Origin of the sequence: Variovorax sp. HJSM1_2, assembly GCF_049316285.1 — a bacterium.
In the GTDB taxonomy this organism is placed as follows: domain Bacteria; phylum Pseudomonadota; class Gammaproteobacteria; order Burkholderiales; family Burkholderiaceae_C; genus Rhodoferax_B.
The window spans coordinates 53060-79795 of the sequence record NZ_JBMOXA010000020.1; the positions used below are offsets into that span (position 1 = coordinate 53060).

The window sequence follows — 26736 nt, forward strand, 5'->3', positions numbered from 1 at the left end:
TTGAGCGCAACGGCGGCTTTTCAGTTTTTACCCAGGAAAACGAGGCTTAGCTCAAATCCAAAGTCTTGAGCTTTTCGCGGAAAGCCGCACCCACTTCAGGGTGCTGCAGCGCCAGTTCCACCGTGGCTTCCAGAAAGCCTTCTTTGCTGCCGCAGTCGTAACGTTTGCCTTCGTACTGGAAGGCATGCACGATTTCGGTCGACAGCAAGCCGGCGATACCGTCAGTCAGTTGGATTTCGCCACCCGCGCCGCGTGGTTGGGCGCGAATCTGGTCGAACACACCAGGCGTGAGCACGTAACGACCGGCCACGCCCATGCGCGAGGGCGCGTTCTCGGGCGATGGTTTTTCCACAATTTGGCTGACGCGCGTGAGGCGGCCATTTTCCACGCCGGAGACCACTTCTCCGGCGACGATGCCGTAACGCTTGACCTGGTCTTGTGGCACTTCCTGCACTGCCAGCAGCGAGGTGCCCCAGCGCGTGAAAGCGGCCGTCATCTGGGCCAACACCGCTTGACCACCCGTGGGGCCAATCATCAAATCATCGGCCAGCAGAACCGCAAACGGTTCGTGGCCGACCAAGTGCTCGGCGCACAACACCGCGTGGCCCAGGCCCAGCGAACGTGGCTGGCGCACAAATGAGCAGTTCATGTCGTCCGGGTGTACCGAACGCACGAGGTTCAGCAACTCGCGTTTGCCATTGGCTTCGAGTTCGTTTTCCAGTTCGTAGGCGGTGTCGAAGTGGTCTTCGATGGCGCGCTTGTTGCGGCCGGTGACGAAGATCATGTGCCGAATGCCGGCCGCATACGCTTCTTCGACTGCGTACTGGATGAGGGGCTTATCCACAATCGGCAACATTTCCTTCGGTTGCGCCTTGGTGGCGGGGAGGAACCGTGTTCCTAGCCCGGCGACCGGGAAAACGGCTTTCTTGACGACTTTGTGTGGATTTGTAGCCATAGATCAATAGTTCAGAGTTGCTAAGAAATGGATGAACAGGCGGAGGCCACTCAGCCCATTAGCTGGTCCTAGTATTGCCCCCCTGGTGACATGCTAACGGTTGTGTTAACCGCCGTCCATCAGCCAAGTCTTACAAGTTGTTCCTGAATGCGTACCAACGTGGTGCCGAAATCGGCCACGCGCTGGCGTTCCTGGGCGATCACGGCGGGCGGCGCCTTGGCCACAAAAGCTTCGTTGCCTAGCTTCACATTCGCACGGCTGATTTCGTTTTCCAGGCGGGCGATTTCCTTCGACAAACGCGCTTTTTCGGCGGCCACATCGACCTCCATGTACAGGCACATACGTGTGGCGCCAGACACCACGGTGGGGGCCGCCTGGGCGGCGGCTTGCCAGCTGGCTTCGTCGGCAAACAGCTTGACTTCGCTGAGCTTGGCAAGTGACTTGAGCACCGGCGCCACCTCGGCCATAAAGGCGTCGTCGCCCAGGGCGTACAGCGGCAGGCGCGTGGCGGGCGAGACGTTCATCTCGCCGCGCAGGTTGCGGCAGGCGTCGACCAGGGCCTTGAGCTTGGCGACATGGGCCAGCGCGGCCGGGTCGATCTTCTCGGGCTGGCTTTGTGGGTAGGGCGCAATGCTCACCGAATCACCGCCGATACCGGCCACTGGCGCCACCTTTTGCCACAGGGCTTCGGTGATGAAGGGAATCACCGGATGGGCCAGGCGCAGAATAGCTTCCAGCGTGCGGATCAGCGTGCGGCGCGTGGCGCGTTGCTGGGCTTCAGAGCCGGTCTGGATCTGCACCTTGGCGATCTCCAGGTACCAGTCGCAGAACTCGTTCCAGACAAAGTCGTAAAGTGTGTTGGCCACGTTGTCGAGGCGGTACTCGGCAAAACCTTTGGCCACATCGGCTTCGACTTGTTGCAGCACCGAGCTGATCCAGCGGTCGGCCAGGCTGAATTGCATGTAGCCATGGGCGCTGCCGCCGGGTTGGCAATCGGCCTTGCTGTGCTCTTTCAAGCCGCAGTCCTGGCCTTCGCAATTCATCAAAACAAAGCGTGTGGCGTTCCACAGCTTGTTACAAAAATTCCGGTAGCCCTCGCAGCGTTTGCTGTCGAAATTGATGCTTCGGCCCAACGTAGCGAGCGATGCAAAGGTAAAACGCAGCGCATCGGCGCCAAAGGCTGGAATGCCTGTGGGGAATTCTTTTTCGGTGTTTTTGCGCACCGTGGGCGCGGTTTCCGGCTTGCGCAGGCCGACCACCCGCTTGTCGAGCAGCGGCTGCAGGGCAATGCCGTCGATCAAATCGACCGGATCGAGCACGTTGCCTTCGCTCTTGCTCATCTTCTTGCCTTGGGCATCGAGCACCAGGCCGTGGATGTAGACGTGCTTGAACGGCACGCGGCCGGTGAAGTGTGTGGTCATCATGATCATCCGGGCGACCCAGAAGAAGATGATGTCGTAGCCCGTCACCAGGACCGAAGAGGGCAGGTACAGGTCGTAGTCCTGCGTCTTTTCGGGCCAGCCCATGGTCGAGAAAGGCACGAGCGCGGACGAGTACCAGGTGTCTAGCACGTCTTCGTCGCGGCGCAGGGTCTTGCCCGGCGCCTTGGCTTGGGCTTCGGCTTCGTTGCGCGCCACGATGACGTTGCCGTCCTCGTCGTACCAGGCCGGGATCTGGTGGCCCCACCAGAGTTGGCGGCTGATACACCAATCCTGGATGTTGTTCATCCACTGGTTGTAGGTGTTGACCCAGTTCTCGGGCACAAACTGCACCTCGCCGCTGGCCACGGCATCAATCGCCTTGGTGGCGATGCTTTTGCCCGTGGGGTCTTGGTCGCTGACCTTGGTCATGGCCACAAACCATTGGTCGGTCAGCATGGGCTCGATCACCTGGCCGGTGCGGGTGCAGCGCGGCACCATGAGTTTGTGTTTCTTGGTTTCGACCAGCAGGCCCAGCGCGTCCAGATCGGCGACGATCTTCTTGCGCGCCACAAAGCGGTCCAGGCCTTGGTAGACGGCCGGGGCCTGGTCGTTGATCTTGGCATCCAGGGTCAACACACACAGCATGGGCAGCTTGTGGCGCTGGCCCACCTGGTAGTCGTTCTGGTCGTGTGCGGGGGTGACCTTCACCACGCCGGTGCCAAACTCCTTGTCGACATAGTCGTCGGCAATCACGGGGATGGTGCGGTCACACAGCGGCAGCGTGACCATCTGGCCGATCAGGTGTTTGTAGCGCTCGTCTTCGGGGTGCACCATCACGGCCACGTCGCCGAGCATGGTCTCGGGACGGGTGGTGGCCACGGTCAGCGAGCCCGAGCCGTCGGCCAGCGGGTAACGAATGTGCCACAACGAGCCGTCTTCCTCTTCGCTCTCCACTTCGAGGTCGCTCACCGCGCTTTGCAGAATCGGGTCCCAGTTGACCAGGCGCTTGCCACGGTAGATCAGGCCCTGCTCGTACAGGCGCACAAAGGTTTCGGTCACCGTTTTGGACAGTTTGTCGTCCATGGTGAAGTACTCGCGGCTCCAGTCCACGCTGGCGCCCATGCGGCGCATCTGGCTGGTGATGGTGTTGCCGCTTTGCTCTTTCCATTCCCATACCTTGGCGACGAAATTCTTGCGGCCCAGGTCGTGGCGGCTGACCTTTTGCTCTTGCAACTGGCGCTCCACCACGATTTGTGTGGCAATGCCGGCGTGGTCGGTGCCGGGCACCCAGGCGGTGTTGAAGCCGCGCATGCGGTGGTAACGCGTCAGGCTGTCCATCACCGTCTGGTTGAAGGCGTGGCCCATGTGCAGCGTGCCGGTCACATTGGGTGGCGGCAACTGGATGGCAAACGCGGGTTGCTCGGCGTTGGGTTGCTGGCTGCCCCGGAAGCCGGCGACACCGTAGCCGCGCTTCTCCCACTCCGGCCCCCATTGCGCCTCGATGGCGGCGGGTTCAAAGGATTTGGACAGGCTTTCAAGGCCGGGCTGCTGTGGTGTATCGCTCATGGGGAACCCTGGAGAAATGAAAACGGCACCCCGTGTGGATGCCGTATGGATGTTGGGACAGGTTGAGGATGATTTTATCCCCAGCCTGCGCGCTCCTTGCGCGCGTGCTTGAGCGTTGATTTAAGCGCGTCTCAGCAGGGTTTAGGGTTTGGCCAGGTACTCCGGTCTGTCGTTCTGCTGCGGCTTGAGGCTGCCCGCGGTCTGGCCCGCAGCCCGCTCGGCACGCCACTGCGCCTTGCGCGCCGTCCATGCGTCCAGCCGCTCGCGCGCCACCAGGCTGTCTTTGTGCATCTGCACCGTGTCGGCCAGTTGGGCCGACAACTCCAGACGCACGCCGTTGGGGTCAAAGAAATAAATGCTCTTGAAGATATGGTGGTCGGTCACGCCCAGCACCTCAATGCCTTCGGCCTGTAGCCGGGTTTTCATGTCTTCCAGCTCTTGCACCGTGTCCACACGAAACGCGATGTGCTGCACCCAGGCCGGGGTATTGGGCGAGGGCAGGGAGGCCACGTCGTCGCCCAGGTCGAAGAAGGCGATGAACGAGCCGTCGCGTAACTGGAAGAAGAAGTGGGTGTAGGGGCAGTACTCGCCGGTGCTGGGCACCACGTCGCTCTGGATGATGTGGTACAGGGGCAGGCCCAGTATGTCTTCATAGAAGTGGCGCGTTTCTTCCGCGTCACGCGCGCGGTAGGCCACGTGGTGCAACTGGTGGATGGCGGCGGGGGTGGGCAGGGTGGCTGGCAAGGTTTTCGCGACTGCAGAGAGGACGGCGGCCATGGCAAATCTCCAAATTTAGACATTGGGTTGATTTACTAATGATAAATCAATTAACCATATCGTAATTCATCGAGACGGCCTAGGTCAATTGATAGCTGCCGCGTCATCTGTAAACGCCATCCCCTAAGATCGACCGATACCAGCGATACCACCGATACCAGACCTTTCACATTTCATATGCTGTTTCTCGTCTCCCCTGCCAAAGCACTTGACTACGACACGCCGATCGCCAAAGTGCCACACACCCAGCCGCAGTTTGTGGCCCAGTCGACTGAGCTGATCGCGCTGCTGAAAGCCCAATCGCCGCAACAAATCGCTTCGCTGATGCACCTGAGCGATGCCTTGTCTGCCTTGAACGTGGCGCGTTACCAGGCCTGGAGCCCCAAGTTCACCGCCAAGAACTCGCGCCAGGCCGCACTGGCGTTTGATGGCGATGTGTACGGTGGCCTGAACGCCCGCGCCATGCCCGAGCAAGACCTGGCCTGGGCGCAGGAGCATTTGTGCATCTTGAGCGGCCTGTATGGCGTGCTGCGCCCGCTGGACTGGATGCAGCCCTATCGGCTGGAAATGGGCACCAAGCTGCCAAATGCCCACGGCAGCAACCTTTACAAGTTCTGGGGCAGCAGCATTGCCGAACACCTGAACACCCGCTTGCGCGCCGACGTGTCGCCGGTGGTGGTCAACCTGGCATCGCAGGAGTATTTCAAGGCGGTGGACCAGAAAGTGCTGAAGGCGCGTGTGGTCGAGTGTGTATTTGAAGAGTTCAAGAACGGTCAGTACAAAATCATCAGCTTCATGGCCAAGCGTGCGCGTGGCTTGATGGCGCGCTACGCCATCACCCACCGCCTCACGCTGCCCAAACAACTGGAGGCTTTTGACCTGGAAGGTTATGCTTTTGCTGCCGATGTTTCGCAACCGGACCGGCTGGTGTTCCGCCGCAAAGCGGCCTGACCCACAGCCCATCGCCAACTGCTCATTTCGCCCATGACCCAAACGCCGTCCCAACCGTCCGCCCAAGCCATCACGCCGCAGCTGCGCCAATGGATTGTTGACCAGGCGGAGAGCGGCTACACCGCTGCGGTGATCTTGCAGTCGATGCGCGATGCGGGCTGGACGGAAGACGTGGCCATACTGGCGATGGAGTCCACGTTGACAGCGCATTTAAAGGGCAAAAAGGAAGAAGCCCAACTTGCGCCCGGTGTGCCCGTGCCCGAGCCCACCCTGCCCGAGGGCGGCCGCCTCATCGATGCCGGTGACCGCCAGGTGCAGGTGTTGTGCAGCATGCACAAGCCCCGTCTGCTGGTGCTGGGCAATGTATTGAGCGATGAGGAGTGCGAGGCGCTGATAGCCGCCGCCAACCCGCGCCTGAACCGCTCGCTCACCGTGGCACCCAAGACCGGCGGCGAAGAACTCAACGCCGACCGCACCAGCGAAGGCATGTTCTTCAGCCGGGGTGAAAGCGACTTGATCACGCGCATAGAAGCGCGCATTGCCCGCATGCTCAACTGGCCGCTGGTCAACGGTGAAGGCCTGCAGGTGCTGCACTACGGGCCCGGCGCCGAATACAAGCCGCACTACGATTATTTCGACCCCGGCGAGCCCGGCACGCCCACCATACTGCGCCGTGGTGGCCAGCGTGTGGCCACGCTGGTGATGTATCTCAACACGCCCGAGCGGGGTGGCGACACGGTGTTTCCCGATGTGCATTTCAACGTGGCGCCGATTCGTGGCAGCGCGGTGTTCTTCAGCTACGAACGCGCGCACCCGACCACGCGCACGCTGCACGGCGGTGCGCCGGTGATGGCCGGCGAAAAGTGGGTGGCCACCAAGTGGATGCGTGAGCGCGAGTTCATTTGATGAACGCATGTGCGCTTCAATGATTTAAGAAAAAAGTGCCCGCAGCGCTTGTTGAATCTGCGGAACCAGCTATGAAAATTAAAGCGAACGGCATCGACATCGAAGTCGAGGACTCCGGCCCCGCGCAGGCTGGCGCGCCCGCGCGCCCGGCGCTGCTGCTGATCCACGGCCTGGGCATGCAGCTCATCGCTTGGCCACAACTGATGGTGCAACAGTTGGTGGCCGCAGGCTACCGCGTCATCCGTTTCGACAACCGCGACATCGGCCTGAGCCAACACTACGACCACCTGCGTGTGCCCAACCTGATGTGGACCGCCACACGCCTGCGCCTGGGATTCCCGGTGTTGCCGCCCTACAGCCTGAGCGATATGGCGCAGGACACCCTGGGTGTGCTCGACGCGCTGGGTGTGCAGCGCGCGCATGTGCTCGGTGTCAGCATGGGCGGCATGATCGCGCAGCGCCTGGCGCTGGCCGCGCCCGAGCGCCTGCTCAGCCTGACCAGCATGATGAGCAGCAGCGGCGCGCGCCATCTGCCGCTGCCACGTCCCGAGGTGCTGCGCGTGGTGATGCAGCCTGCGCCCGCCAGCCGCGAAGCACAAATCGAACAAACCGTGCGGGTGGTGCAAGCCATTGCGGGCAAGGTCTATCCCGTGCCCGAAAGCGTGATCCGTGAGCGCGCTGCCCGCGCGATTGACCGCAGCCACCACCCCGACGGCATGCGCCGCCAACTGGTGGCCGTGGGCTGCGACTTTGCGCGCGCACGTGCGCTGCCACGCATCACCGTGCCTACGCTGGTGGTGCACGGTAACCAGGATGGCATGGTGCCACTGCCCGGGGGCCAGGACACGGCCAAACGTATTCCGGGTGCGCGCTTTGTGCTGATAGACGGCATGGGCCACGACCTGCCCGACCCCGTGGTGCCGCTGGTGCTCAACGCCGTGTTGCCGCATTTGGCCGCACACAATGCAACCTAATTTTTTGAGACCACCTATGAATACCCCCGAACAATCCCAGCTCGGCAAAAACTCCGCCTACATCGACCAGTACGACGCCTCGCTGCTGTTTCCCATTCCGCGTGCCACCAAGCGTGCCGAAATCGGCATAGCCGATGAAGGCAAGGGCAGCGTGCCGTTTTTCGGCGCCGATCTGTGGAGCGCGTTTGAACTCAGCTGGTTGAACACCAAGGGCAAGCCGCAGGTCGCGCTGGCGCACTTCACCGTGCCTTGTGAAACGCCCAACATCGTCGAGAGCAAGTCGTTCAAGCTTTACCTCAACAGCTTTAACAACACCCGTTTTGCCGACGCCAGCGCGGTGCGCGACCGCCTGCGCAGCGACATCAGCGAAGCCGTGTGGCGCGGCAGCGACCGCCCCTCCACCGTGGGTGTGCGCCTGGTGCTGCCCGAAGAGTTCGACCGCGAACCCGTGCATGAAATCGACGGCCTGAGCCTAGACCGACTCGACCTCGAATGCACGCACTACAGCCCCGCACCCGAGTTGCTGACAGCCGCTTTTGATGAAGCCCCTGTGAGCGAAGTGCTGACCAGTAACTTGCTCAAGAGCAACTGCCTGGTCACCGGCCAGCCCGACTGGGGCACGGTGCAGATCAGCTACAGCGGCCCGCAGATCGACCAAGCTGGGCTGCTGCAATACATCGTGAGCTTTCGCAACCACAACGAGTTTCACGAGCAGTGTGTGGAGCGCATCTTCATGGAGGTGTGGCGCCGCTGCAAACCCATCAAGCTCACGGTCTACGCACGTTACACGCGGCGCGGCGGGCTAGACATCAACCCGTTCCGCACCAGCCACCCGAGTGCGCTGCCGCCCAACATCCGCACCGCGCGGCAGTAAGCCCCAGCCCAGCCAAGCCAGCCAAATGCCCCTGCAAACCAGGGGCGTTTGGGTCTGGCGACGCTTGACCTTCCCATGGGGTAAAGCATGAAGATGACACCATCGTTCAATAAGCTGTTCGACACGTGTTCGCAACTTCAGGATTCAAACCCATGCCTACCTTACCCGCTCTCAAAACCCTGGCTGCAGGCGTCGTTTTGGTGACCGCCTTTGGCGCACACGCACAACAGCCAGCCGCCAAGATGGACCATGGCACCCATGGCGCGCCCGCAGCATCTGCCACCAATACCAGCCCATCCACCAAGGCCTATCTGCAAAGCGACGAAAAAATGATGAAGGGCATGAGCGTGCCCTACACCGGCGACGCCGACAAAGACTTTGTCTCGCACATGATTGCCCACCACCAAGGCGCCGTGGACATGGCCCAGGTGCTGCTGAAACACGGCAAAGACCCCGAGCTGCGCAAGATGGCGCAAGACATCATCAAGGCGCAAGAGTCGGAGATTGCGTTCATGAAGCAGTGGCAGGCGAAGAATGGTGTCAAGTGACGCTGCAGATTGACGCAGCGATGTGAAGTTGACTTGCCGGGTGGGGTGTCTGGCCACGGCAGCAAACGCCGCGCCGCAGCGGGTATAACCGGCGCATGTCTGCCGCATCCGCATCCCCCTCTCTGCCCCCGTCGTCCGCGTCATTTGCCGTGGTCGATGACGTTTCTCTGATCAGCCAACTCCAGGCCAGCGCCGAGCGCTTCGAAACGCCATGTGGCGACGGCAGCCTGGTCTGGCATGCCTGGGGCCCGAAAAACACTGAGCTGCCGCCGCTGGTGCTGCTGCACGGCGGCAGTGGCAGCTGGACGCACTGGGTGCGCAACATCATCCCCCTGGTGCAAACCGGCCGCCGCGTCTGGGTGCCCGATCTGCCGGGTTTTGGCGACTCGGCGCTGCCGCCAGAAGGTCGTGACGCCGACGCCTTGGTCGCCCCCTTGGCTACCGGCCTGCAACAACTGCTGGGCGCTGTGCCCTGCGACCTGGTGGGCTTTTCGTTCGGCGGCATGACGGCGGGCCTGCTCGCCGCCGCGCACCCTCAACTGCTGCGTCAACTGGTGATCGCTGGCGCCCCCGGCCTGGGTGTGGCCTCGCGCCGCACCGTGCAATTGCGCGGCTGGCGCCATTTGAACGATCCGGCCGAGGTCGAAGCCATGCACCGCTACAACCTTTTGGCGCTGATGCTGCACAAGCCCGATGCCTTGACGCCATTGGCCTTGGCCGTGCACGCCGGCAACGTAGGCCGCGACCGCATGCCCGGCCGCCGCCTGGCGTATACCGAGGCACTCAAGCTGGCGTTGATGCAAATCCAGCAACCCGTCACCGCCATTTATGGTCTGCACGATGCCTTATACGAAGGCAAGCTGGATGCGTTGGAAGAGGCGTTGTCGGTGGCGCCCAATTTCCGTGGACTGCAGTTCATCAACGGCGCCGGGCACTGGCTGCAGTTCGAGCAGCCCGAGCGGTTTGACGCGGCCTTGTTGCGCTTGCTGGACCGGGAGCTTTGATCCGCGCCTGTGTACCGGTTCAGCGAAGCTTTAGCGCCATTGCCAACTCATGGTGGCGCGACGTCGGCGCGGTGACGCGCAAGGATTCTTCCAGCTCCACCAAATGCGCCCGCATGAGTGCTGCCGCCTGGTCGGCTTTGCGTTGTGTGATGGCGTCCATCAGTTCGTGGTGCTGGCTGTGCCAGCAGCCCAGGCCCTCGGGGTTGGCGTAGAGCTGGGTCACCAGGCTGGTGCGCGCCACCAGTTGTTCAACTACCCGCGCCAGCTCTGAGTTGCCCGACAGGTCCGCCAGCAGCACGTGGAATTCGCCGCTGAGCCGTATGGCTTCGCGCAGATTGCGTGAGCGGTGGGCATTTTCTTCCGCCGCCAGATTGGCCTTGAGCCTGCGCAGGCCTTCGGGCCGCCACACTTCGCAGGTGCGCCGCGTGGCGGCTTCTTCCAGGATCACGCGCAAACCGTAGATCTCGCGCGCCTCTTGCAGCGTGGGTGCGGCCACCCAGGCACCGGCATTGCGGCGTATGCGCACCAGCTTCTCCTGCGCCAGGCGCAACAAGGCCTTGTCGACATGCCGGCGCGAGGCAGAGAGCAGTTCTGACAGGGCCGTCTCCGTGAGCCGGCTGCCTGCGGGCAAGCGCTGGTCGACGATGGCGGCGTGTAATTGGCGGTAAACGTCTTCTTCGGTGGTGGCGTCGGCGGACATGCGGATTTGACTCGGAATGGGGCAAAAGCGATGCAGTATTGGTGCCAGTGTGGCTGTCCGAAATGGTGCGGCGAACTAGCGGTTCGCGCAATTGAGCAAACAGATTGCGCTGAATCGAATGCTAACGTATTGATTTTTATAGAGCGTTGGTCTGGCTGGCCTGGGGGTTGCAAGTTGCTTGGCGAGGCTCGCGAAGCTCTTCACGGCCCACACCCAATTAACTGAGGACCGCACCATGCCCTTTGCTCTTTCCACCCGCTGGGCCCACCGCCTGGGCCTTGCTACCACCATGACCCTGGCCCTGCTGGCCGCAGGCGTCGCATCCGCGCAAACAGCGATCAAGTTCTCGCTGAACTACAAGCCCGACGGTTCCAACGCGCCGTGGTTTCTGGCGCAGGAGCGTGGCTACTTCAAGGCAGCGGGGCTGGACGTCACGCTTGATTCTTCCAACGGCACCGGCGATGTGCTCAGCCGATTGGGCAACAACTCCTACGACTTCGGTTTTGCCGACACCAGTTCGCTGATCGAGTTTGCCGCGCGCAATCCGCAGCAGGCGCCGGTGGCCGTGCTCATGCTCTACGCCAACAGCCCCTTGTCCATCGTGGCGCTGAAGAAAAGCGGCATTACCAAGCCCGCCGACCTCGAAGGCCGCAAGGTGGCCGGCCCGGTGAGTGATGGCGCCTACCGCATGTTCCCGGCCTTCATCAAGAAGGCCAGTGTTGATGTATCCAAGGTCAAGGTGGAGAACGTCGACATACGCGTGCGCGAGACCGTGCTGGCGCGCGGCGACGTCGATGCGGTCACCGGCTTTGACTCCAGCGTGTGGTTCAACCTCAAGACCATGGGGCTCAAGCAAGACGAGGTGGTGTTCCTGCGCTACGCCGACTTTGGGCTAGACCTTTATGGCAACGCACTGATGGTCTCGCGCAAGCTCATGACCACGCAGCCCAAGGTGGTCGAGGCCTTTGTGAAGGCCACGGCCCTGGGCTGGCGTGATGCCCTGGCCGACCCCGCCGCCGCCATCGAAGCGCTGGCCAAGCGCGACCCGCTGGTGAACAAGGCGATAGAGACCGAGAAGCTGCAATGGCTGCTGCGCAACCAGATCAGCAGCGCCGCCACACGTGCGGGCGGCCTGGGGGCGGTGGACGCGGCGCGCCTGTCCAGCCAGATCGACACCGTGGTGTCGGCGTTCGAGCTGCCGCTCAAGCCCACTGCCGCCAGCGTCTACGACGGCCAGTTCCTGCCCGCCGCGGCCGACCGCAAGCTGCCGCAATGAACGACTTCGACTGCGTGATCCATGGGGCCGAGGTGTTTGTCGGCCAAAGCCTGGCGCGTTGTGACGTGGGTGTGCGCAACGGCAAGGTGGCTGCACTGGCCGAGCGCATCGACGGCGGGCACAGCCGCTTCGATGGCAGCGGCAAGTGGCTGCTGCCGGGCGGTGTCGATGCCCATTGCCACATCGACCAGCCGCCCAACCCGGGCAGCGCCGCGCGTGGCGCACAGATGGCCGACGACTTCGAAAGCGGCAGCCGCTCGGCCGCGTTCGGCGGCACCACCACGCTGATTGCGTTTGCGCCGCAGTTCAAGGGGCAATCGCTGCGCGATGCGCTGCAGGTCTACCACGCGCGCGCCACGGGGCGCTCGTTTATCGACTACGGCTTTCACATGATAGTGTCCGACCCCACGGACGATGTGCTGCAACACGAGATCCCGGCCTTGGTGGAAGAGGGCTATACCTCGATCAAGATCTACCTCACCTACGAGGCGCTGCGCCTGTCGGACCGCCAGGTGCTGGAGGTGCTGGACGCGTCCAACGGCTGCGGCATGCTCACCATGGTGCACGCGGAAAACCTCGACTGCATTTTGTGGCTGACCGATCGCCTGGAGCGGCAAGGCAAGACCGCACCGCGTTATCACGCCGAATCGCGCCCCATGCTGGTGGAGCGCGAGGCCACTTTCCGCGCTGTGGCATTGGCCGAACTGGTGGGCGCGCCGATTCTCATCGTGCACGTGTCGGGCCGCGAGGCGATTGACGTGATCGCCGAAGCGCGCGCGCGCGGCCTGCCCATCGTGGCCGAGACCTGCCCGCAGTACCTGTTCCTGAGCAGCGACGACCTGCATACCGAAGATGGCGCCAAGTGTATGTGCAGCCCGCCGCCGCGCGCCAAGGAGAACGCACCGTTTGTCTGGCGTGGGCTGCAGTCGGGCGCCTTGTCGCTGGTCTCGTCGGACCATGCGCCGTATCGCTTCGACGAATCGGGCAAGCTCAAGTACGGCCCGCGTGCGTCGTTCCGCTTCATTGCCAACGGCATTCCGGGGCTGGAGACACGTATGCCGCTGCTGTTTTCTGAAGGTGTGATGGCTGGGCGTTTGAGCCTGGCCGAGTTTGTTGAGCTGTGCTGCACCGCGCCCGCGCGTATCTACGGCTTGTTGCCACACAAGGGCCAAATAGCAGTGGGCGCCGATGCCGACTTCGCGTTATGGGACCCAACACGCAAGACCGTGATCAACAACGCCTTGCTGCACCACAACGTGGACTACACACCCTACGCAGGCATGCAGGTCACGGGCTGGCCTACGCAGGTGTGGGTGCGCGGCGAGCTGGTGTGCAACGACGGTGTGCTCAAGGGCGCGCTGGGCCATGGGCAGTTCTTGCGTCGTGGCAAACATGGCGTACCCATGCGGGCCAATGCATGAGGGCTGGGAAAGACGGCCTGGAGTTGACGCCACGCGAGGTGCGGCGTCTGGCCCGCAGCGGCCAAGCGTTGATGACTTCGGGGCTGGCGCCGGGCTACCTGCAAGGCAATCTGCTGGTCCTGCCCCAGGCTCTGGCGCATGAGTTTGCCGACTTCTGCCGGCGCAATCCAGTGCCTTTGCCGCTGCTGGCGCTGGGGTGCCCGGGCGACCCCACGCTGCCAACGCTGGGCGAGGACATTGATGTGCGCCGCGACCTCGGTGCTTATCAGATCTGGCACAACGGTGCGGTGCAGGCAGAGGTGGCAGACCTGTGCAGCTTCTGGCGCGACGATGATGTGGCTCTGGTGCTGGGCTGCTGGTTTTCGCAAGAGGCGGCGCTGGCTGCTGCTGGTGTGTACATGCGGCATATCGAACGGGGCGTCCAGGGTGGCTTGTTTTGCACCCAGCTTCTGTGTCAGCCCACCGAGCACTTTGGCGGCCCGGTGGTGGTTTCGGCACGCCCGTTCCAGCACGCCGACGTGGAAACCGTGGTGCGGCTCACAGCGTTGCTGCCAGAGGGGCATGGCGCACCGCTGCATCGCGGCGACCCAGCCGCCTTGGGCATAGAAGACATTGCCCGGCCAGACTTTGGCGAGCCCTTGCCGCCCCAGCCGGGCGAAACCATGCTGTATTGGGGCTGCGGACTCACCGCCGTCGAGGCCTTGCGCCGTGCCGGCGTGGCGCGCTTCGCCACGCATCAACCGGGTTGTATGCTGGTGACCGACCGGCGCGCCGCAGCACAGCCTTTCAGTGACCTTGAAGCGAATCTATAAGGAAAATTGGCCATGAATCTCGGACTCGACGGCAAACGCGCCCTGGTGCTTGGTGGTAATCGCGGCATCGGTCAGGGCATAGCGCGGGCCTTGGCCTGCGAAGGTGCACATGTGGCCATCACCGGGCGCGATACGGCCCGCCTGGCGCAAACCGCGGCAGACCTCCAGGCCGAGGCGGCATCCGCCGGGCATGCCGACGTGCAGGTCGCGGGCTTTGCACTTGAGTTGGCTAAGACCCTTGAGCTGTCTGTATTTGTGCAGAAACTGCTGGCCGATTTTGGCCCCATCGACATCCTGGTCAACAACACCGGCGGCCCCGATTACGGCGGCGCCAGTGGCCACAGCGTGGAGGCCTGGCGCAGCGCGTTTGAAGAAATGGTGCTGCCCGTGATCGCCATGACCGATCTGCTTTTGCCCGGTATGCGCGCGCGCGGCTGGGGGCGCATCCTCACCGTTGTCTCTTCGGGCGTGGTGCAGCCGCTGCCCATCCTGGGCATCTCCAACAGCTTGCGCAGCGCGCTCGTGCCCTGGTCCAAGACCTTGTCGGCCGAGGTGGCGCGTGACGGCATCACCGCCAATATCCTGGTGCCTGGCCGTATCGACACCGAACGTGTGCAACTGACCGACGAAGCCATCGCCGCCAAGGAGGGCCTCACGCCCGAGCAGGTGCGCACGCGCTCGACCAGCGGCATTCCCATGGGACGTTATGGTGAGCCGGCCGAGTTCGGCGCCCTGGCCGCGTTTGCCGCCAGCGTGCCGGCCGCCTACATCACCGGCGCCATGTTGCGCTGTGATGGTGGCAACATCCGGTCCATTTGATTTTTTGGAGAACCCTGATGCCTCTTACCACCCCACACCTCAAGCTCACACACGAAGGCGCCTTGTTAATGCTCAATGCCGCCGTGGCCAAGGCGCAGGCCATGGGCCAGCCGCAATGCATCGCCATCGTTGACGACGGCTGCAACCTGCTGGCGTTTTTGCGCATGGATGGCGCCAAGATACTGTCTCAGCAGTCGGCCACCAACAAGGCCATGACAGCCGCATCCAGCCGCACGGCCACCGGCCAAGTGCCCGAAGGCGTGGAAACCAAACTCGCGCTGGCCACCGGCGGCAAGGTCACGAATCTCAAGGGCGGCCTGCCCATCGTGGTGAACGGCCTGGTGGTCGGCGGCATTGGTGTGGGCTCCGGCACGGGCGACCAGGACCTCGAAGTGGCGCAGACGGCGGTGGCGGCCTTGCTGCAGGCCTTGGGCTAAATCACTTCGCGAGTGTTAGAGCAGCGTGATGTGGTCCACGTCGATCTCGGGGCTTTGCAGAAACTCCTTCTCGACTTCACCACCAATACGCACCTTGGTCTTTTCATCTATGCGCACTTTGGGAAAGTGCTCGGCCTCGATCTCGACACGGATCTCGCCCGTGCCGTCGTGGAAGAGGTACTTCTCTTTGCCAACCTGCCGCGTGACGTAGCCCACCAGCTCCACATGCGCGTCGTCGGGGGCGGAGTTGAGAACGTCAATGACGCTAGAAAAGGCCGGTGATGCGCCGGGCCCGGCATATTGGGCGGAGACGGAGCCGGCGGCCAACGCGATGGCTGCGGTGCAGAGGAGTGTGGTTCGTTTTATCATGGGCACATGTTATGGAGCATGCCGCCGTATCCACAGCATTGGCCCTGAATGTCTCAAGGGCAAGCATGGGCCTGGTTCACCGCTGTGGCCGGCCAGGCCTGCGCTGTTAGTCTTCTCGTGTTGCGGTGATCACCCGCGCCTGTATCTTGCCGGTGATGGCCCCTGTGCCGAATCGCTGTTGCAGGGCCTCTGCGGCCATGTCGGTGGCGCGGGGCAGGATGGTGGCATCGCGCGCCTCGATCTCGTTGCGCAAGGGCGTGCCCTGGCAGTAGGCCACGGCCACCGTGCGCGCCGAATCAGCCACGCTCTGCACCGTGACCGTGTCGAACGCGATCGGCCCTACAAAGCCCCCGCGCAAAAGCGCATCGGCGATCACCGCATCGTCAAAGTAGCCATGTGGCAGCCGCGCCAAAAAGCGCGGCGGGTCGGCCGGGAACAACTCGGCCATGGCCTGTGTCACACATTCGGCGAATACGTTGTCTTCCAAGCGGTCCCACACGTTGAACAAAAACGTGCCGCCCGGCCGCAGCACACGCCGCGCCTCGGTAAACGCCACCGCCTTGTCGGGGAAGAACATGGCGCCAAACTGGCACACCACCACGTCGAAGCTGCCATCGTCAAACGGCAGGCGCATCGCATCCGCCTGCTGCCAGTTCACCGGGCGTGTGGTGCCTATGCTCTGCGCGTGGTCCAGCATGGGCTGGCTTAAATCGGTGGCGATGATGGGCGTTTGGGCCGGCAGTTGCGCCGCCAGCTTGCGTGTGACCACGCCTGTGCCTGCGGCGATCTCCAGCACGGCCGAGGGCTGGAGCGCCATGATGCGCCGCGCCAGATCAATCGCGTAGGGCTCGAAGATCAGCGGGACGAGGTATTGTTCGTAGAGCTGGGCGATGGAGCCGGAGAAGGTTTGGGGGCTGGGGGATGCGTTTGCCATGATGCTTGTCTCCTAGGCGGGAGGTGACTTGAGCTGGAAAGTGCGCAGCCTGCGCCGAAGGCGGTCTGCCCGGTTCGGCATGCCAGGCCGCAGCGTGCATCCGACGGTAAGTATAGTGAGCCAGGAGTTCCTGATGGCTTAATTTCGCGGGGCCTTCTCGTTTGGCGCTGTCGGCCAGGAGTCGCCCGGCGGCGAGTCACTTTCTCTTGCCTCGCCAAGAGAAAGTAACCAAAGAGAAGGCGACCCCACGATCTGCGACCCTTCGCGTTGCGAAGGGCAACCTGCGCTGGGTGTTTGAGGCGGGGTTCCGCGCAACTCGCTGCGCTCAGACATGCCCGGAACTGATCCCGCCTCAAACGCCCAGCGCAGGCGCAGCTAGAGGGGCTGGGATACCAATACCACCCGCCTCGCTGCGCATCGCGGATATTTGAATGTTCGTTGGCCGAGCGTAGCGATGGCCCGTGTGTGTTTGCCATCCCCCTCTGAATGCGCCGAGGAGCACAGGGGATAGCGGATCAGGGCTGGAGCATGTTTGAGCGCAGCGAGTTGCGCCAGACCCCGCTATCACCGAGCACCGCAGGTTGCCCGTAGCGAAGCGAAGGGACGCAGGCAGTGGGGGCGCCTTCTTTGGGGCACGTTTCTTGTGCGCACAAGAAAGGTGTCTCGCCAGCCGGGCGAGTCCGGCCGACGGCGCTAAACGGCCAACTCGCCTCTATAGCTTCGGCGGCATGTAAACATATTTCTCTATGTCTGACTTCTGATTCAATTCATGCTTTTGGCTTGACGCTTTTACTCGCGCTAGCGGGCGCATTTCTCAAGCGCTCCGACTGCTCAAATTCCCGAAGAATTCGCTTTATCTCCTCATCGCGTTTTCGTGGATCTAGAGCCTCCTGAATATGGCTCACAAATTCCCTCTGGACTGCAACGAGCTGCTCCTTAGAGGCGCTTGCGTCACCAATTAAATCGTAGGTTGCAACAACACAGTCAAGGACAGGCTGGCGAATTCCTCGATATGCCGGGTACTTTTCTGTCCCGTAATCATCTTTCCACTGGTTGGGAAAGTACCACCGTCCCGTGTCGATCAGCGCACTTAGGCGGATCTGTATATCCAATTTTCTTGGGACATCTAAATGATCGCAGATATGGATTGCTTCCGAGGCAGCGCAGGCTACTTCATTGGCCCACTCCCTGACAGAAATGAAGTATTGGTCAGTCCATGTTCGTAGCTCAAGTTGGTGTTGCTTTTCCAGAAGTTCGGCATTCTTTTTTGAAAGCTCAACGGCTTCCCTCTGGCATATGTCCGCCTCTTTAGTCGCTCGACGAGCCACGATAGCAAATACTACCGCCAGCGCCGAAGAAACCCATGTGGCCAAGTCTCCTACTTCCATATCGTGCCCTCTCTAGTGATCGGCAACTATAAGTCGATGAAATTCATGTTACGTAAGTCGGCCCCTCACTCAAATGAAATTCAAGTCGGGGCAAAACTAACTTGTACTGCTTTCACTCGTACAGCTTACCCACCGCCATCAACTCCGGCGTCCCAATCACCTCATTCAACGCATCAAAGTCCAGCATCCTATCCCGCCATGGCGCCGTGGTCTGGTGCTCGCGCAGACTGCCGTAGTAGCCCTGCAATGTGTAGATGACCGCACGTGCCGTGCCACCCGGAAAGATCGCAATCCTGAAGCCACGCGCCTGTAACTCGGCCGCGCTTTGCACCGGCGTCTTGCCACCTTCAACCATATTGGCCAGCAAAGGAATGCGCTGCGCAAAGCGCTGGCAGGCCGCGTCCATCTGCTCGGGTGTGCGCAGGGCTTCGATGAACAAGGCGTCTACACCGCAGGCCAGGTATTGCTCGGCGCGGTCCAGCGCGGCGTCCAGGCCTTCTACGGCCACCGCATCGGTGCGCGCCAGGATCAGGGTGTTGTTGCTGGTGCGCGCGTCGAGTGCGGCGCGCAGTTTGCCGCACATCTCGGCCACGGGCACCACGGCCTTGCCGTCGAGGTGGCCGCAGCGTTTGGGGAAGGTCTGGTCTTCGATCTGCACCATGGCCGCGCCCGCACGCTCAAAGCCGCGCACCGTGCGTTGCACGTTGAGGGCGTTGCCAAAGCCGGTGTCGGCGTCGACGATCACCGGCAGGTTCACGCGCTCGGTGATGCGCGCCAAGCTGTCGGCCACTTCTGTGTAGGTGGTCAGGCCCACGTCGGAGCGGCCCAGGCGGGTGTAGGCGATGGACGCACCCGACAAGTACAAGGCCTCAAAACCGGCCTGCTCGGCCACCAGGGCACTGAGGGCGTCGTACACGCCGGGGGCCAGCACCATCTGGCCTGGGCCCAGGCGTTGGGCCAGGGGGGAAAGTTCAGCCATGTTGTGCCTCCTTCAGATGTTGTTGCTGCTTGGCCACCGAGGCTGCGGCGATGAAGCCACCGGCCACGGCGCTGAGCAAACCGTTGCCCGACAAGTAACCCCACACGGCATTGCCCGACACGCCGCGTGCCGCGCCGCCGCCGGCCAACAGGTTGGGGAAGGGTGTGCCGTCCGCGCGCAGCACACGGCACTGCGCGTCTATGTCCAGCCCGCCTTGGGTGTGGAACAAGGCGCCGGTGACCTTCACCGCGTAGTACGGGGCTTGGAGCGGGCGGCGGAAGCTTCTGCCATCCACCGCGGTGCCTGTGGCCACGCTGGTTAGTGTGGCTTGCAATGTATCTACGGGGCAGCCGATCACGGCGGCGAGGGTTGCCACATCGGCACAGGTCTTCACCGCACCTGCGGCTTCGGCATCGCAAAAATCGGGGAAGCCGTGCGCCAGATCGAGCAGCGGGCCGTCAAACACGTTCCACGCCACGCTGCCGGTTTGGGCCAGCACCTGCATGGCGGCTTCTGAGTAGCCTTGGGTCTCGTCGTGGAAGCGCTGGCCTTGGGTGTTGATCTGCACGCCGCCTTCCATCATCAGCGCCCACGACACCAGCGCGCCTTGTGGAATGGCCCACGAGCCGTGGCCCTGGTAACCACCCAGGTCGGCCAGGCGTGCGCCAAGTTGCTGGCCCCAGGTGATGGCGCTGCCATCGTTGCCGGTGTGGCCGGCGAAGATGGCGTCGCGCATTTGCGGCAGCAGTTCCTGCACCATGGCGGTATTGCCACCAAAGCCGTTGCAGGCCAGGATGACGGCGTCGCAACGCAGGTGTTCCAGCGTGCCATCGGGGCGTTCGTAGCCTACACCGAGCACGCTGTCTTGCGCGTTGATCCAGAGTTCGCGCACCAGCGCTTCGGTGAGTATGGGGATGTCGGCCGCCATGGCGGCGCGCTCCAGCCGCGTCATCAAACCCACGCCGGTTTTCTCGGGCACGGCGTGCATGCGGCGCGCGTGGTGGCCGGGGTATAAAAATCCATCCAGCACCACAAACGGAATGCCGTGGCGTTGCTGCAGTGCATCAATGGCGGGTGCGATGGCGCCGGCATAGGCGGCCACCAAATGCGGTGCAGCGGTGTCGTGGGCCTTGGCTTGAATGTCGGCCGCAAAGGCGGCCGGGCTATCGGCAATGCCCAAGCTCTTTTGCAGCAATGTGCCGCCCGCTGGAATAAAGCCCGAGGACAAGGCGCTGGAGCCACTGGGCGCAGCGTCGCGTTCCAGCACCACACAGTCAACACCTGCGTCGTGCAACATCAGTGCGGCGGTGAGGCCGCAGGCGCCGCCGCCGACGATGACCACGGGGGTGTGTGCATCTTGCGGCACCGTGGCCGGCAGGGCGTTGGCGCGTTGGATGGTGGGTGTGCTCATGGCTTGGGGTTTTGCAACGAGGTGATGAAGTCGTCGCAGCTCAGCACATCGGCCACCGTGCCCATGTCGGCCAATGCGGCCTGGTGCACTTCGGGCTTGAAGGCGGCGCAGCCATCAGACAACACCAGTGTGTGGAACTCGCGCATGTGGGCGTCGCGCACCGTGCTGGCGACACCGCCGTTGGTGACGATGCCACACACGGCCACGGTGTCGATGTGGGCGTGGCGCAGCACCCAGTCGAGTTGGGTGTTGAAGAAGGCCGAGTAGGCCACCTTGCTCACGGCCACATCAACCCACGGCGCAATCTCGGCCACGTTGGCCTGGCCGGTGCTGCCGGGGGCGAAGTCGCCACGGCGCAAGAACGGGCGCAGGGCCAGCAGGTGCGGCGCAATCATGGGCTCGCCCTGGGCGTTGGGCCAGAGCGTGAACTGGCTGGCCGCCACCAGTCCGCCTGCGGCCTTCAGGGCCTGTGCCACACGTGCCACACGCGGCGGCAGTGCGAGTGCCGGGGCGCTGACCGCACCGCCACGCGCGTAGGCACCGGTGGGCGCGAGAAAGTCATTTTGCAGATCAACAATGATCAGCGCCGTTTTGCTGGGGGTGATGTTGTGCATGGTGTGCGAGCTCATACGCGGCGCACCAGCAGGTTGCCCAGGGCGTCCACCGTGGCCGAGAAGCCGGGCTCCAGCCACACGGTGGTGTCGGGTTGCTCCATGATGGCCGGGCCGTGGATTTCGGTGCCCACGGGCAGGTCCAAACGCGGGTAACGTGCGGCGCTCCACCACTGGCCGTTGTGGAACACCTGCTGTGTGCCCACGGGTGTGGGTGGCGCGCCGCTGGTGGCTTGAGCCTCGGGCGCGAGCACCCGCAAGTCAAACTTGGGCCGCACGCCAATGCGCGCGTAGCGCAGGTTCATCACGCGCACCGGAATGCCGTCCAAAACGCGGCCAAAGGCTGCGCGATAGACACTTTCAAACGCGGCGCGAATGCCATCGGTGCTGACCTGTTCCAGCGTCAACGGCACCTGCACGGTGTGGGTTTGGCCGGCGTACAACATGTCGAGCGCAATGATTTCCTGCACCTTCACAAACGCCACACCGGCCGAGTCCAGGCGCTGCTGGCAGGCGGCGGACACATCGGCGATGCGCTGGCGTATGTCGGCGATGTCCAGCTCGGGCAAGGCCTTGTTCAGCGTTTGCACGGCGTCGTGGCGCATGTCGGCCATCACGCAGCCCAGGGCCGAGGTCACGCCGGGGTAACGCGGCACGATGCCGGTGCCCACACCCACTTCGCGCATCATGGCGCATACGTGCAGCGCGCCGCCACCGCCAAACGGCATGTAGGCAAAGGCGCGTGGGTCGTGCCCGCGCTCGATGGACACCACCCGTATGGCGCCGGCCATCTTGGCGTTGGCCACGGTCAGAATGGCTTCGGCAGCGGCCATCACGTCCAGCCCCAGTGGCGTGGCCACATGGGTTTGCACGGCAAGGCGGGCCTTGTCGGCGTCCATGGCGGCGAGCAGGCCGCCGCCCAGCGGGCGGTCGGCGGCAATGCGGCCTAGCAGCACGTTGGCATCGGTCACGGTGGGACGCCGGTTGCCACGGCCGTAGCAGGCCGGGCCGGGAATGCTGCCGGCCGACTCGGGGCCGACCTGCAGCATGCCGCTGGCATCGACCGAAGCGATGGAGCCACCACCGGCACCAATGGTTTCGATCTGGATCATAGGCGAGCGCACCACCATGCCGAACTCGATGGCCGTTTGTGCGGCCAGCGCGGCCTCGCCCTTGTGCACTAGCGACACGTCGAACGAGGTGCCGCCCATGTCGCCGGTGATCACGTCCGGGTAACCAGCGGCGTTGCCAATCGCCGCGCAAGCCATCACACCGGCTGCCGGGCCCGACAAGGCGGTGCGCACCGGCACATCACAGGCGGTTTGGCGCGACATCACACCGCCATTGCTTTGCACGATGAGCAATTCGCCGGCAAAACCCTGGCTGCGCAAGTCGCCTTCCAGGCGCTCCAAGTAACTGCCCACCACTGGCTGCAGCGCGGCGTTGAGGGTGGCGGTGGAGCAGCGCTCAAACTCACGGATCTCGGGCAGCACTTCGCTGGCGGCGGTGACGTGGGTATTGGGCCAAAGCTCGCGCACCGCGGCCACGGCAGCGCGTTCGTTGCTGGGGTTGGCGTAGGTGTTGATGAAGAATACACACACGGCTTCACAACCGGCTTCGAGCAAGGCACGTGCTTGCTGGCGCACCTGGTCGAGGTCTACCGGGGTGTGGATGCTGCCATCGGCCAGCACACGTTCGTCGACCTCCAGGCGCAGGTCGCGTGGCACCACGGGTTTGAATGCACCACGCAGGCCCCAGGTGTGCGGGCGGTCGCGGCGGCGCATTTCCAGCACGTCGCGGAAGCCGCGTGTGGTGATGATGCCGGTGCGCGCCACCTTGCGCTCCAGCAGGGCGTTGGTGCCCACGGTGGTGCCGTGCACGATGGTGGCAATGGCGCTGGCCGAGTCTGCGACGCGCTGCACGCCGTTCATGAAACCACGCGCTTCTTCGCCACGGGTGGATGGCACCTTGACGATGCGTGCGCTGCCATTGCTTTCATCCAGCACAAATAAATCGGTGAACGTGCCACCCACGTCCACACCCACGATGTAGCGGCCCGCTTGCCGTGATGCCGTCTGGCTCATGCTTGATCCTTCGTTTTTGTCACTAAACCCAGCGCCAGGTCGTTGGCGCGTGCCGTATCACTGCGTTCGGCAGGCTGGCCGTAACCACCGCCGCCAGGCGTTTGCAAGCGCAATTTCTGGCCACGCCGCAGCCGTATGCCGAGCATCTTGGATGCCATGGGGGGCGTCTTCCATTCGCCGTTGCTCTCGTATTCGAACACGTTGCGCGCCCCGTTGCCGCCACCGGCAATGCCTTGTGGTGCGGCTTTGCCGCGTTCACCGAAGATGAACACTTCGGCGTCCTGTTCCAGCAGTTCGATCTCGTACACCGCACCCAGGCCACCACGGTGCTGGCCGTCGCCTGCCGAGTTGGGGCGCAGCGCCCACTGGGTGAAGCGCACCGGGTAGGCCGCTTCCAGGATTTCCAGCGGCGGAATCGTGGCGGTGGAGATCGGCGCATTGCCGTGGCTCAGGCCATCGCCGTCGCTGTGGCCACCATGGCCGCCGCCGAAAAAGCTGAACATCACCCAGCGCTGGCCTTTGCGTGCGGCGTCTGTTCTGTGCCCGGCGATGGACAGCGCGTTGATGGTGCCGTAGGCCTGGGCCATGGCGCGGCGCGGGTCGGCCTGGGCCGTGGCGCTGAAGATCACATCGATCATGCGCAGAATGGTTTCGGTATAGCCGCCCACGGGGCGCGGGCGCTGGGCGCTGATCACCAGGCCATCGGGAATCACAAAGTCCACCGCGTCGAGCACACCGGCGTTGGCCGGTACGTCGGGGAACAAATGCTTCAGCGCCACATAACAGGCCGCCACGGCGGTGGCCAGCGAGATGTTCACCGGCCCGGCGCATTGCTCGGAACTGCGCGAGAAGTCCAGCGTGAGGCGTTCACCGGCCACAGTCATGTCGAGTGCAATCGTCAGTGGGACGTCTTTCACGCCGTCGTTGTCCAGCATGTCGCTGAAGCTGTAGCGGCCGTCGGGCAGGGCGGCGATGTGTGAACGCATCAAACGCACGGCGCGGCTGCGCAGTTCACCCATGGCCTGGTGCACGCGGGTGTCGCCGTGTTCGTCCAGCAGGTCGTTCAAGCGGCGCGTGCCGAGCTCCAGTGCGGCGAGTTGCGCGTTCAGGTCGCCCCACAGGCTGTCGGGCAGGCGGGTGTTGGCTTTAAGAATGGCGACCACGTTGTCGTCGAGCACACCGCCACGCACCACACGCACGGGCGGAATCTGCACCGCCTCTTGCCAGCATTCGGTGGCGGCCGGGTTGTAGTTGCCGGGCACGGCGCCGCCCACGTCATGCCAGTGTGCGGCCGAGGCCAGGTAGCAGTAGAGCTTGCCGCCGCGGAAGAAGGGGCGCACCAGCTTGAAGTCGTTGGCGTGGGTGCCACCCTCATAGGGGTCGTTGAACAGCCAGATGTCGCCATCATGCAAACCACCCCGGCTTGATGCGGCACGCGCGGCAGCACGCACGGCAAACGCCATGGCGCCGACAAACACCGGCAGGCCCGACTTGCCCTGCACCAGCGTGTCGCCGCTCTGCGCGTCGTACAAGCCGTGGCAGGCGTCGTGCGCCTCGGCAATGATGGGGTTGAATGCGCTGCGGTACAGCGTGGCATCCATTTCATCGGCGATCTGTTCCAGCCGGCCCTTGAGCACGGCCAGGGTGACCGGGTCTAGTGGGGTGGAGGTGGGGTCTGTCATTTGGAGGGCTCCTTGGCAAAGCGGGTGCGCAGTTGGTTGAGCAAGCCGCCGCTTTGCACCATCTGCATCAAAAAATCGGGAATCGGTTCACACACCAGGCGCTGGCCGTTGGCCCGGATGACGGCCGGGGCGCGCAGGTCCAGCGTGACGGCTTCGCCTTCTTCAATCATCTCGGCCTCGGGGCAGGTGAGCAGCAGCAGGCCGAGGTTGAAGGCGTTGCGAAAGTACAGGCCGCTGAACGATGGCGCCACCACGGCGGCGACACCAAAACGCACCAGCACGGCCGCGGCCTGTTCGCGTGACGAGCCTATGCCGAAGTTGGGCCCGGCGGCGATCAGGTCGCCAGCCTGCACTTGTTGAGCGAATTCGGGGCGAACCGACTCCAGGCAATGCCGCGCAATCACGTCTATGCCATGTTTCATGGCGTGGCCAGGTGCCAGCAGATCGGTGTCGATGTCGGCACCAAGCTTCCAGGTGTGATGTGCGCGAGGGGCGAGGGGTCTGTTCATGCAAGCACCTCGCGTGGGTCGGTGATCACGCCGCGCAGCGCAGACGCGGCCACGGTGTAGGGCGAGCCCAGGTAGACCTGGGCCGAGGTGGAACCCATGCGGCCCTTGAAATTGCGCGCGGTGCTGGAGATCACGGTGGTGTTGTCGGCCAAGGTTTCGCCATAACCGGCGCAGGCGCCGCAGGCGGTGGCAAACAGGTCGGCACCCGCGTCCAGCAGGGTTTGCAGCACACCTTCACGCTCGGCCGCCTTTTGGTCCTGCTGGCTGGCGGGCGCCACCATCAGGCGCACGCCGGGCGCGACCTTGTGGCCCGCCAGCACTTCGGCAGCGGCGCGCAGGTCTTCGAGCTTTGCGCCGGTGCAGGCGCCGATATAGGCCACGTCCAGGCGCTGGCCGGCGAACTGGTCCACGCTGAGGGTATTGGCTGGGCTGTGTGGTGCGGCCACTTGTGGGGCGAGCGTGCTGGCGTCGAAAGTGTGGCGCGTGAGGGCTGCGCCTTCGTCGCTGAACCAATCGGTACGGGCCGTGTCTTCCCAGGCGGGCAGGCCTTGCGGGCGGCCGGCTTTGGCCAGCCACGCGGCCGTGGTGTCGTCGGGCGCAATCAGGCCCACCTGCGCACCGAGTTCGGCGCTCATGTTGGAGAGTGTCATGCGTTCCTGCATGGACAAGGCTTTCACCGCCGGGCCCGCATACTCCACGGCCTGGTACTCGCCGCCGTTCATGCCGAACTGGCCAATCATTTTGAGCGCCATGTCCTTGGCCACCACACCACGCGCCAGTTGGCCTTGCCAGAACATCTGCACGGTGTGTGGCACACGCAGCCAAATCTCGCCGGTGACCAAGACACCCAGCATCTCGGTGCTGCCTATGCCAAACATGTAGGCACCAAACGCTCCGCCGGTGGGCGAGTGTGAGTCGCCGCCGACACAAAACATGCCAGGGCGGATGTGGCCGTGCTGCGGCACCACCACGTGGCAGATGCCCTGGCTGTCGTAGACGTGGGGCAGGGCTTGTTCCTGTGCCCATTCGCGTGCAATGTGTACGATGCGGCGCGATTCTTCATCACGCTCGGGCACGTAGTGGTCCATCACCAGCACCACACGCGACTTGTCCCAGATGGGTGTGCCCAGTTCTTCGAGCATGGGTTTCAGGCGGCGTGGGCCGGAGGAGTCGTGGAACATCGCCAGGTCGACCTGGCAGTTGACGATCTCACCAGGCGTGACGTGTGTGCGCCCACAGGCCCGGGCCACCAGTTTCTGGGCCAGGGTTTCGGCGAGCTGCTTGGGTTGTGTGCTCATGCGGCGGCTCTGGCGCACGCCAGAATGAGG

At 63.5% G+C, this 26736-nt stretch carries 25 protein-coding genes; 11 read left to right on the top strand and 14 right to left on the bottom strand.

The features are described from left to right. Positions 1 to 46 precede the first annotated feature (46 nt). From galU to ACFQ95_RS19215, 3 genes are all read right to left on the bottom strand, one after another. Positions 47 to 955: a UTP--glucose-1-phosphate uridylyltransferase GalU gene (gene galU, locus ACFQ95_RS19205; RefSeq protein ID WP_422833522.1), complete on the bottom strand. Its 909-nt coding sequence runs from the start codon at positions 953 to 955 to the stop codon at positions 47 to 49. A gap of 119 nt (positions 956 to 1074) precedes the next feature. Beyond that, positions 1075 to 3942 (bottom strand): valine--tRNA ligase, encoded by a 2868-nt coding sequence (locus tag ACFQ95_RS19210; protein ID WP_422833524.1) that lies wholly within the window; start codon positions 3940 to 3942, stop codon positions 1075 to 1077. A 141-nt stretch (positions 3943 to 4083) separates the two neighbouring features. Then, positions 4084 to 4719: a VOC family protein gene (locus ACFQ95_RS19215; RefSeq protein ID WP_422833526.1), complete on the bottom strand. Its 636-nt coding sequence runs from the start codon at positions 4717 to 4719 to the stop codon at positions 4084 to 4086. A gap of 177 nt (positions 4720 to 4896) precedes the next feature. Here ACFQ95_RS19215 and yaaA point away from each other — a divergent pair, with 177 nt between their 5' ends. From yaaA to ACFQ95_RS19245, 6 genes are all read left to right on the top strand, one after another. Beyond that, positions 4897 to 5670 carry a peroxide stress protein YaaA gene (gene yaaA, locus ACFQ95_RS19220; RefSeq protein ID WP_422833527.1) on the top strand — a complete coding sequence of 258 codons (774 nt, stop codon included), beginning with the start codon at positions 4897 to 4899 and terminating at the stop codon, positions 5668 to 5670. A gap of 33 nt (positions 5671 to 5703) precedes the next feature. After that, positions 5704 to 6576: a 2OG-Fe(II) oxygenase gene (locus ACFQ95_RS19225; RefSeq protein ID WP_422833528.1), complete on the top strand. Its 873-nt coding sequence runs from the start codon at positions 5704 to 5706 to the stop codon at positions 6574 to 6576. A gap of 71 nt (positions 6577 to 6647) precedes the next feature. Continuing rightward, positions 6648 to 7550, top strand: a complete 903-nt coding sequence (locus tag ACFQ95_RS19230) for an alpha/beta fold hydrolase (RefSeq protein ID WP_422833529.1) — start codon at positions 6648 to 6650, stop codon at positions 7548 to 7550. Positions 7551 to 7566: 16 nt separating this feature from the next. Next, positions 7567 to 8424: an NADPH-dependent 7-cyano-7-deazaguanine reductase QueF gene (gene queF, locus ACFQ95_RS19235; RefSeq protein ID WP_422833530.1), complete on the top strand. Its 858-nt coding sequence runs from the start codon at positions 7567 to 7569 to the stop codon at positions 8422 to 8424. Between the two features lie 152 nt (positions 8425 to 8576). Further along, positions 8577 to 8972 carry a CopM family metallochaperone gene (copM, locus tag ACFQ95_RS19240; RefSeq protein ID WP_422833531.1) on the top strand — a complete coding sequence of 132 codons (396 nt, stop codon included), beginning with the start codon at positions 8577 to 8579 and terminating at the stop codon, positions 8970 to 8972. A gap of 95 nt (positions 8973 to 9067) precedes the next feature. After that, complete coding sequence (locus tag ACFQ95_RS19245) at positions 9068 to 9976, top strand: alpha/beta fold hydrolase (protein WP_422833532.1); 909 nt, start codon at positions 9068 to 9070, stop codon at positions 9974 to 9976. A 19-nt stretch (positions 9977 to 9995) separates the two neighbouring features. Here the strand turns inward: ACFQ95_RS19245 and ACFQ95_RS19250 are convergent, their stop codons facing one another. Then, positions 9996 to 10676 (bottom strand): GntR family transcriptional regulator, encoded by a 681-nt coding sequence (locus ACFQ95_RS19250; protein WP_422833533.1) that lies wholly within the window; start codon positions 10674 to 10676, stop codon positions 9996 to 9998. A gap of 235 nt (positions 10677 to 10911) precedes the next feature. On the opposite strand from ACFQ95_RS19250, the gene ACFQ95_RS19255 reads away from it, so the two are divergent. From ACFQ95_RS19255 to ACFQ95_RS19275, 5 genes are read left to right on the top strand one after another with little or no spacing between them, the layout of a single operon-like run. Beyond that, positions 10912 to 11952, top strand: a complete 1041-nt coding sequence (locus tag ACFQ95_RS19255) for an ABC transporter substrate-binding protein (protein ID WP_422833534.1) — start codon at positions 10912 to 10914, stop codon at positions 11950 to 11952. After that, entirely contained in the window at positions 11949 to 13373 is a 1425-nt protein-coding gene (gene hydA / locus ACFQ95_RS19260; RefSeq protein WP_422833535.1) for a dihydropyrimidinase, read from the top strand. The genes ACFQ95_RS19255 and hydA overlap by 4 nt, the downstream gene beginning before the upstream one ends. Next, a complete protein-coding gene (locus tag ACFQ95_RS19265; protein WP_422833536.1) occupies positions 13370 to 14185 on the top strand; it encodes a D-glutamate cyclase family protein in 816 nt (271 codons plus the stop codon). The genes hydA and ACFQ95_RS19265 overlap by 4 nt, the downstream gene beginning before the upstream one ends. 12 nt (positions 14186 to 14197) lie before the next feature. After that, entirely contained in the window at positions 14198 to 15004 is an 807-nt protein-coding gene (locus ACFQ95_RS19270; protein ID WP_422833537.1) for an SDR family oxidoreductase, read from the top strand. 17 nt (positions 15005 to 15021) lie between these two features. Further along, positions 15022 to 15441, top strand: a complete 420-nt coding sequence (locus ACFQ95_RS19275) for a GlcG/HbpS family heme-binding protein (RefSeq protein WP_422833538.1) — start codon at positions 15022 to 15024, stop codon at positions 15439 to 15441. Positions 15442 to 15456: 15 nt separating this feature from the next. Here ACFQ95_RS19275 and ACFQ95_RS19280 read toward each other — a convergent pair whose 3' ends face one another. The 10 genes from ACFQ95_RS19280 to ACFQ95_RS19325 form a co-directional block, all read right to left on the bottom strand. Then, complete coding sequence (locus tag ACFQ95_RS19280) at positions 15457 to 15810, bottom strand: YgiW/YdeI family stress tolerance OB fold protein (protein ID WP_422833539.1); 354 nt, start codon at positions 15808 to 15810, stop codon at positions 15457 to 15459. A gap of 106 nt (positions 15811 to 15916) precedes the next feature. Next, a complete protein-coding gene (locus tag ACFQ95_RS19285) occupies positions 15917 to 16744 on the bottom strand; it encodes a class I SAM-dependent methyltransferase (protein ID WP_422833540.1) in 828 nt (275 codons plus the stop codon). A 767-nt stretch (positions 16745 to 17511) separates the two neighbouring features. Continuing rightward, complete coding sequence (locus ACFQ95_RS19290; protein ID WP_422833541.1) at positions 17512 to 18132, bottom strand: hypothetical protein; 621 nt, start codon at positions 18130 to 18132, stop codon at positions 17512 to 17514. 112 nt (positions 18133 to 18244) lie between these two features. Beyond that, a complete protein-coding gene (locus ACFQ95_RS19295) occupies positions 18245 to 19111 on the bottom strand; it encodes an isocitrate lyase/PEP mutase family protein (protein WP_422833543.1) in 867 nt (288 codons plus the stop codon). After that, a complete protein-coding gene (locus ACFQ95_RS19300; RefSeq protein ID WP_422833545.1) occupies positions 19104 to 20522 on the bottom strand; it encodes an FAD-dependent oxidoreductase in 1419 nt (472 codons plus the stop codon). The genes ACFQ95_RS19295 and ACFQ95_RS19300 overlap by 8 nt, the downstream gene beginning before the upstream one ends. Then, a complete protein-coding gene (locus ACFQ95_RS19305) occupies positions 20519 to 21151 on the bottom strand; it encodes a cysteine hydrolase family protein (protein WP_422833547.1) in 633 nt (210 codons plus the stop codon). The genes ACFQ95_RS19300 and ACFQ95_RS19305 overlap by 4 nt, the downstream gene beginning before the upstream one ends. Beyond that, on the bottom strand, positions 21148 to 23217 hold the full coding sequence (locus ACFQ95_RS19310; RefSeq protein ID WP_422833549.1) for a hydantoinase/oxoprolinase family protein: 2070 nt from the start codon (positions 23215 to 23217) through the stop codon (positions 21148 to 21150). Before ACFQ95_RS19310 ends, ACFQ95_RS19305 begins: the two co-directional genes overlap by 4 nt. Further along, the gene (locus ACFQ95_RS19315) at positions 23214 to 24899 is read right to left on the bottom strand and encodes a hydantoinase B/oxoprolinase family protein (RefSeq protein WP_422833550.1); all 1686 of its coding nucleotides are present in this window, start codon (positions 24897 to 24899) and stop codon (positions 23214 to 23216) included. The genes ACFQ95_RS19310 and ACFQ95_RS19315 overlap by 4 nt, the downstream gene beginning before the upstream one ends. Beyond that, positions 24896 to 25408, bottom strand: coding sequence for a 3-isopropylmalate dehydratase (locus ACFQ95_RS19320; RefSeq protein ID WP_422833552.1), 513 nt, complete (start codon positions 25406 to 25408; stop codon positions 24896 to 24898). The genes ACFQ95_RS19315 and ACFQ95_RS19320 overlap by 4 nt, the downstream gene beginning before the upstream one ends. Next, on the bottom strand, positions 25405 to 26706 hold the full coding sequence (locus ACFQ95_RS19325; RefSeq protein WP_422833553.1) for a 3-isopropylmalate dehydratase large subunit: 1302 nt from the start codon (positions 26704 to 26706) through the stop codon (positions 25405 to 25407). The genes ACFQ95_RS19320 and ACFQ95_RS19325 overlap by 4 nt, the downstream gene beginning before the upstream one ends. Positions 26707 to 26736: the final 30 nt, after the last annotated feature.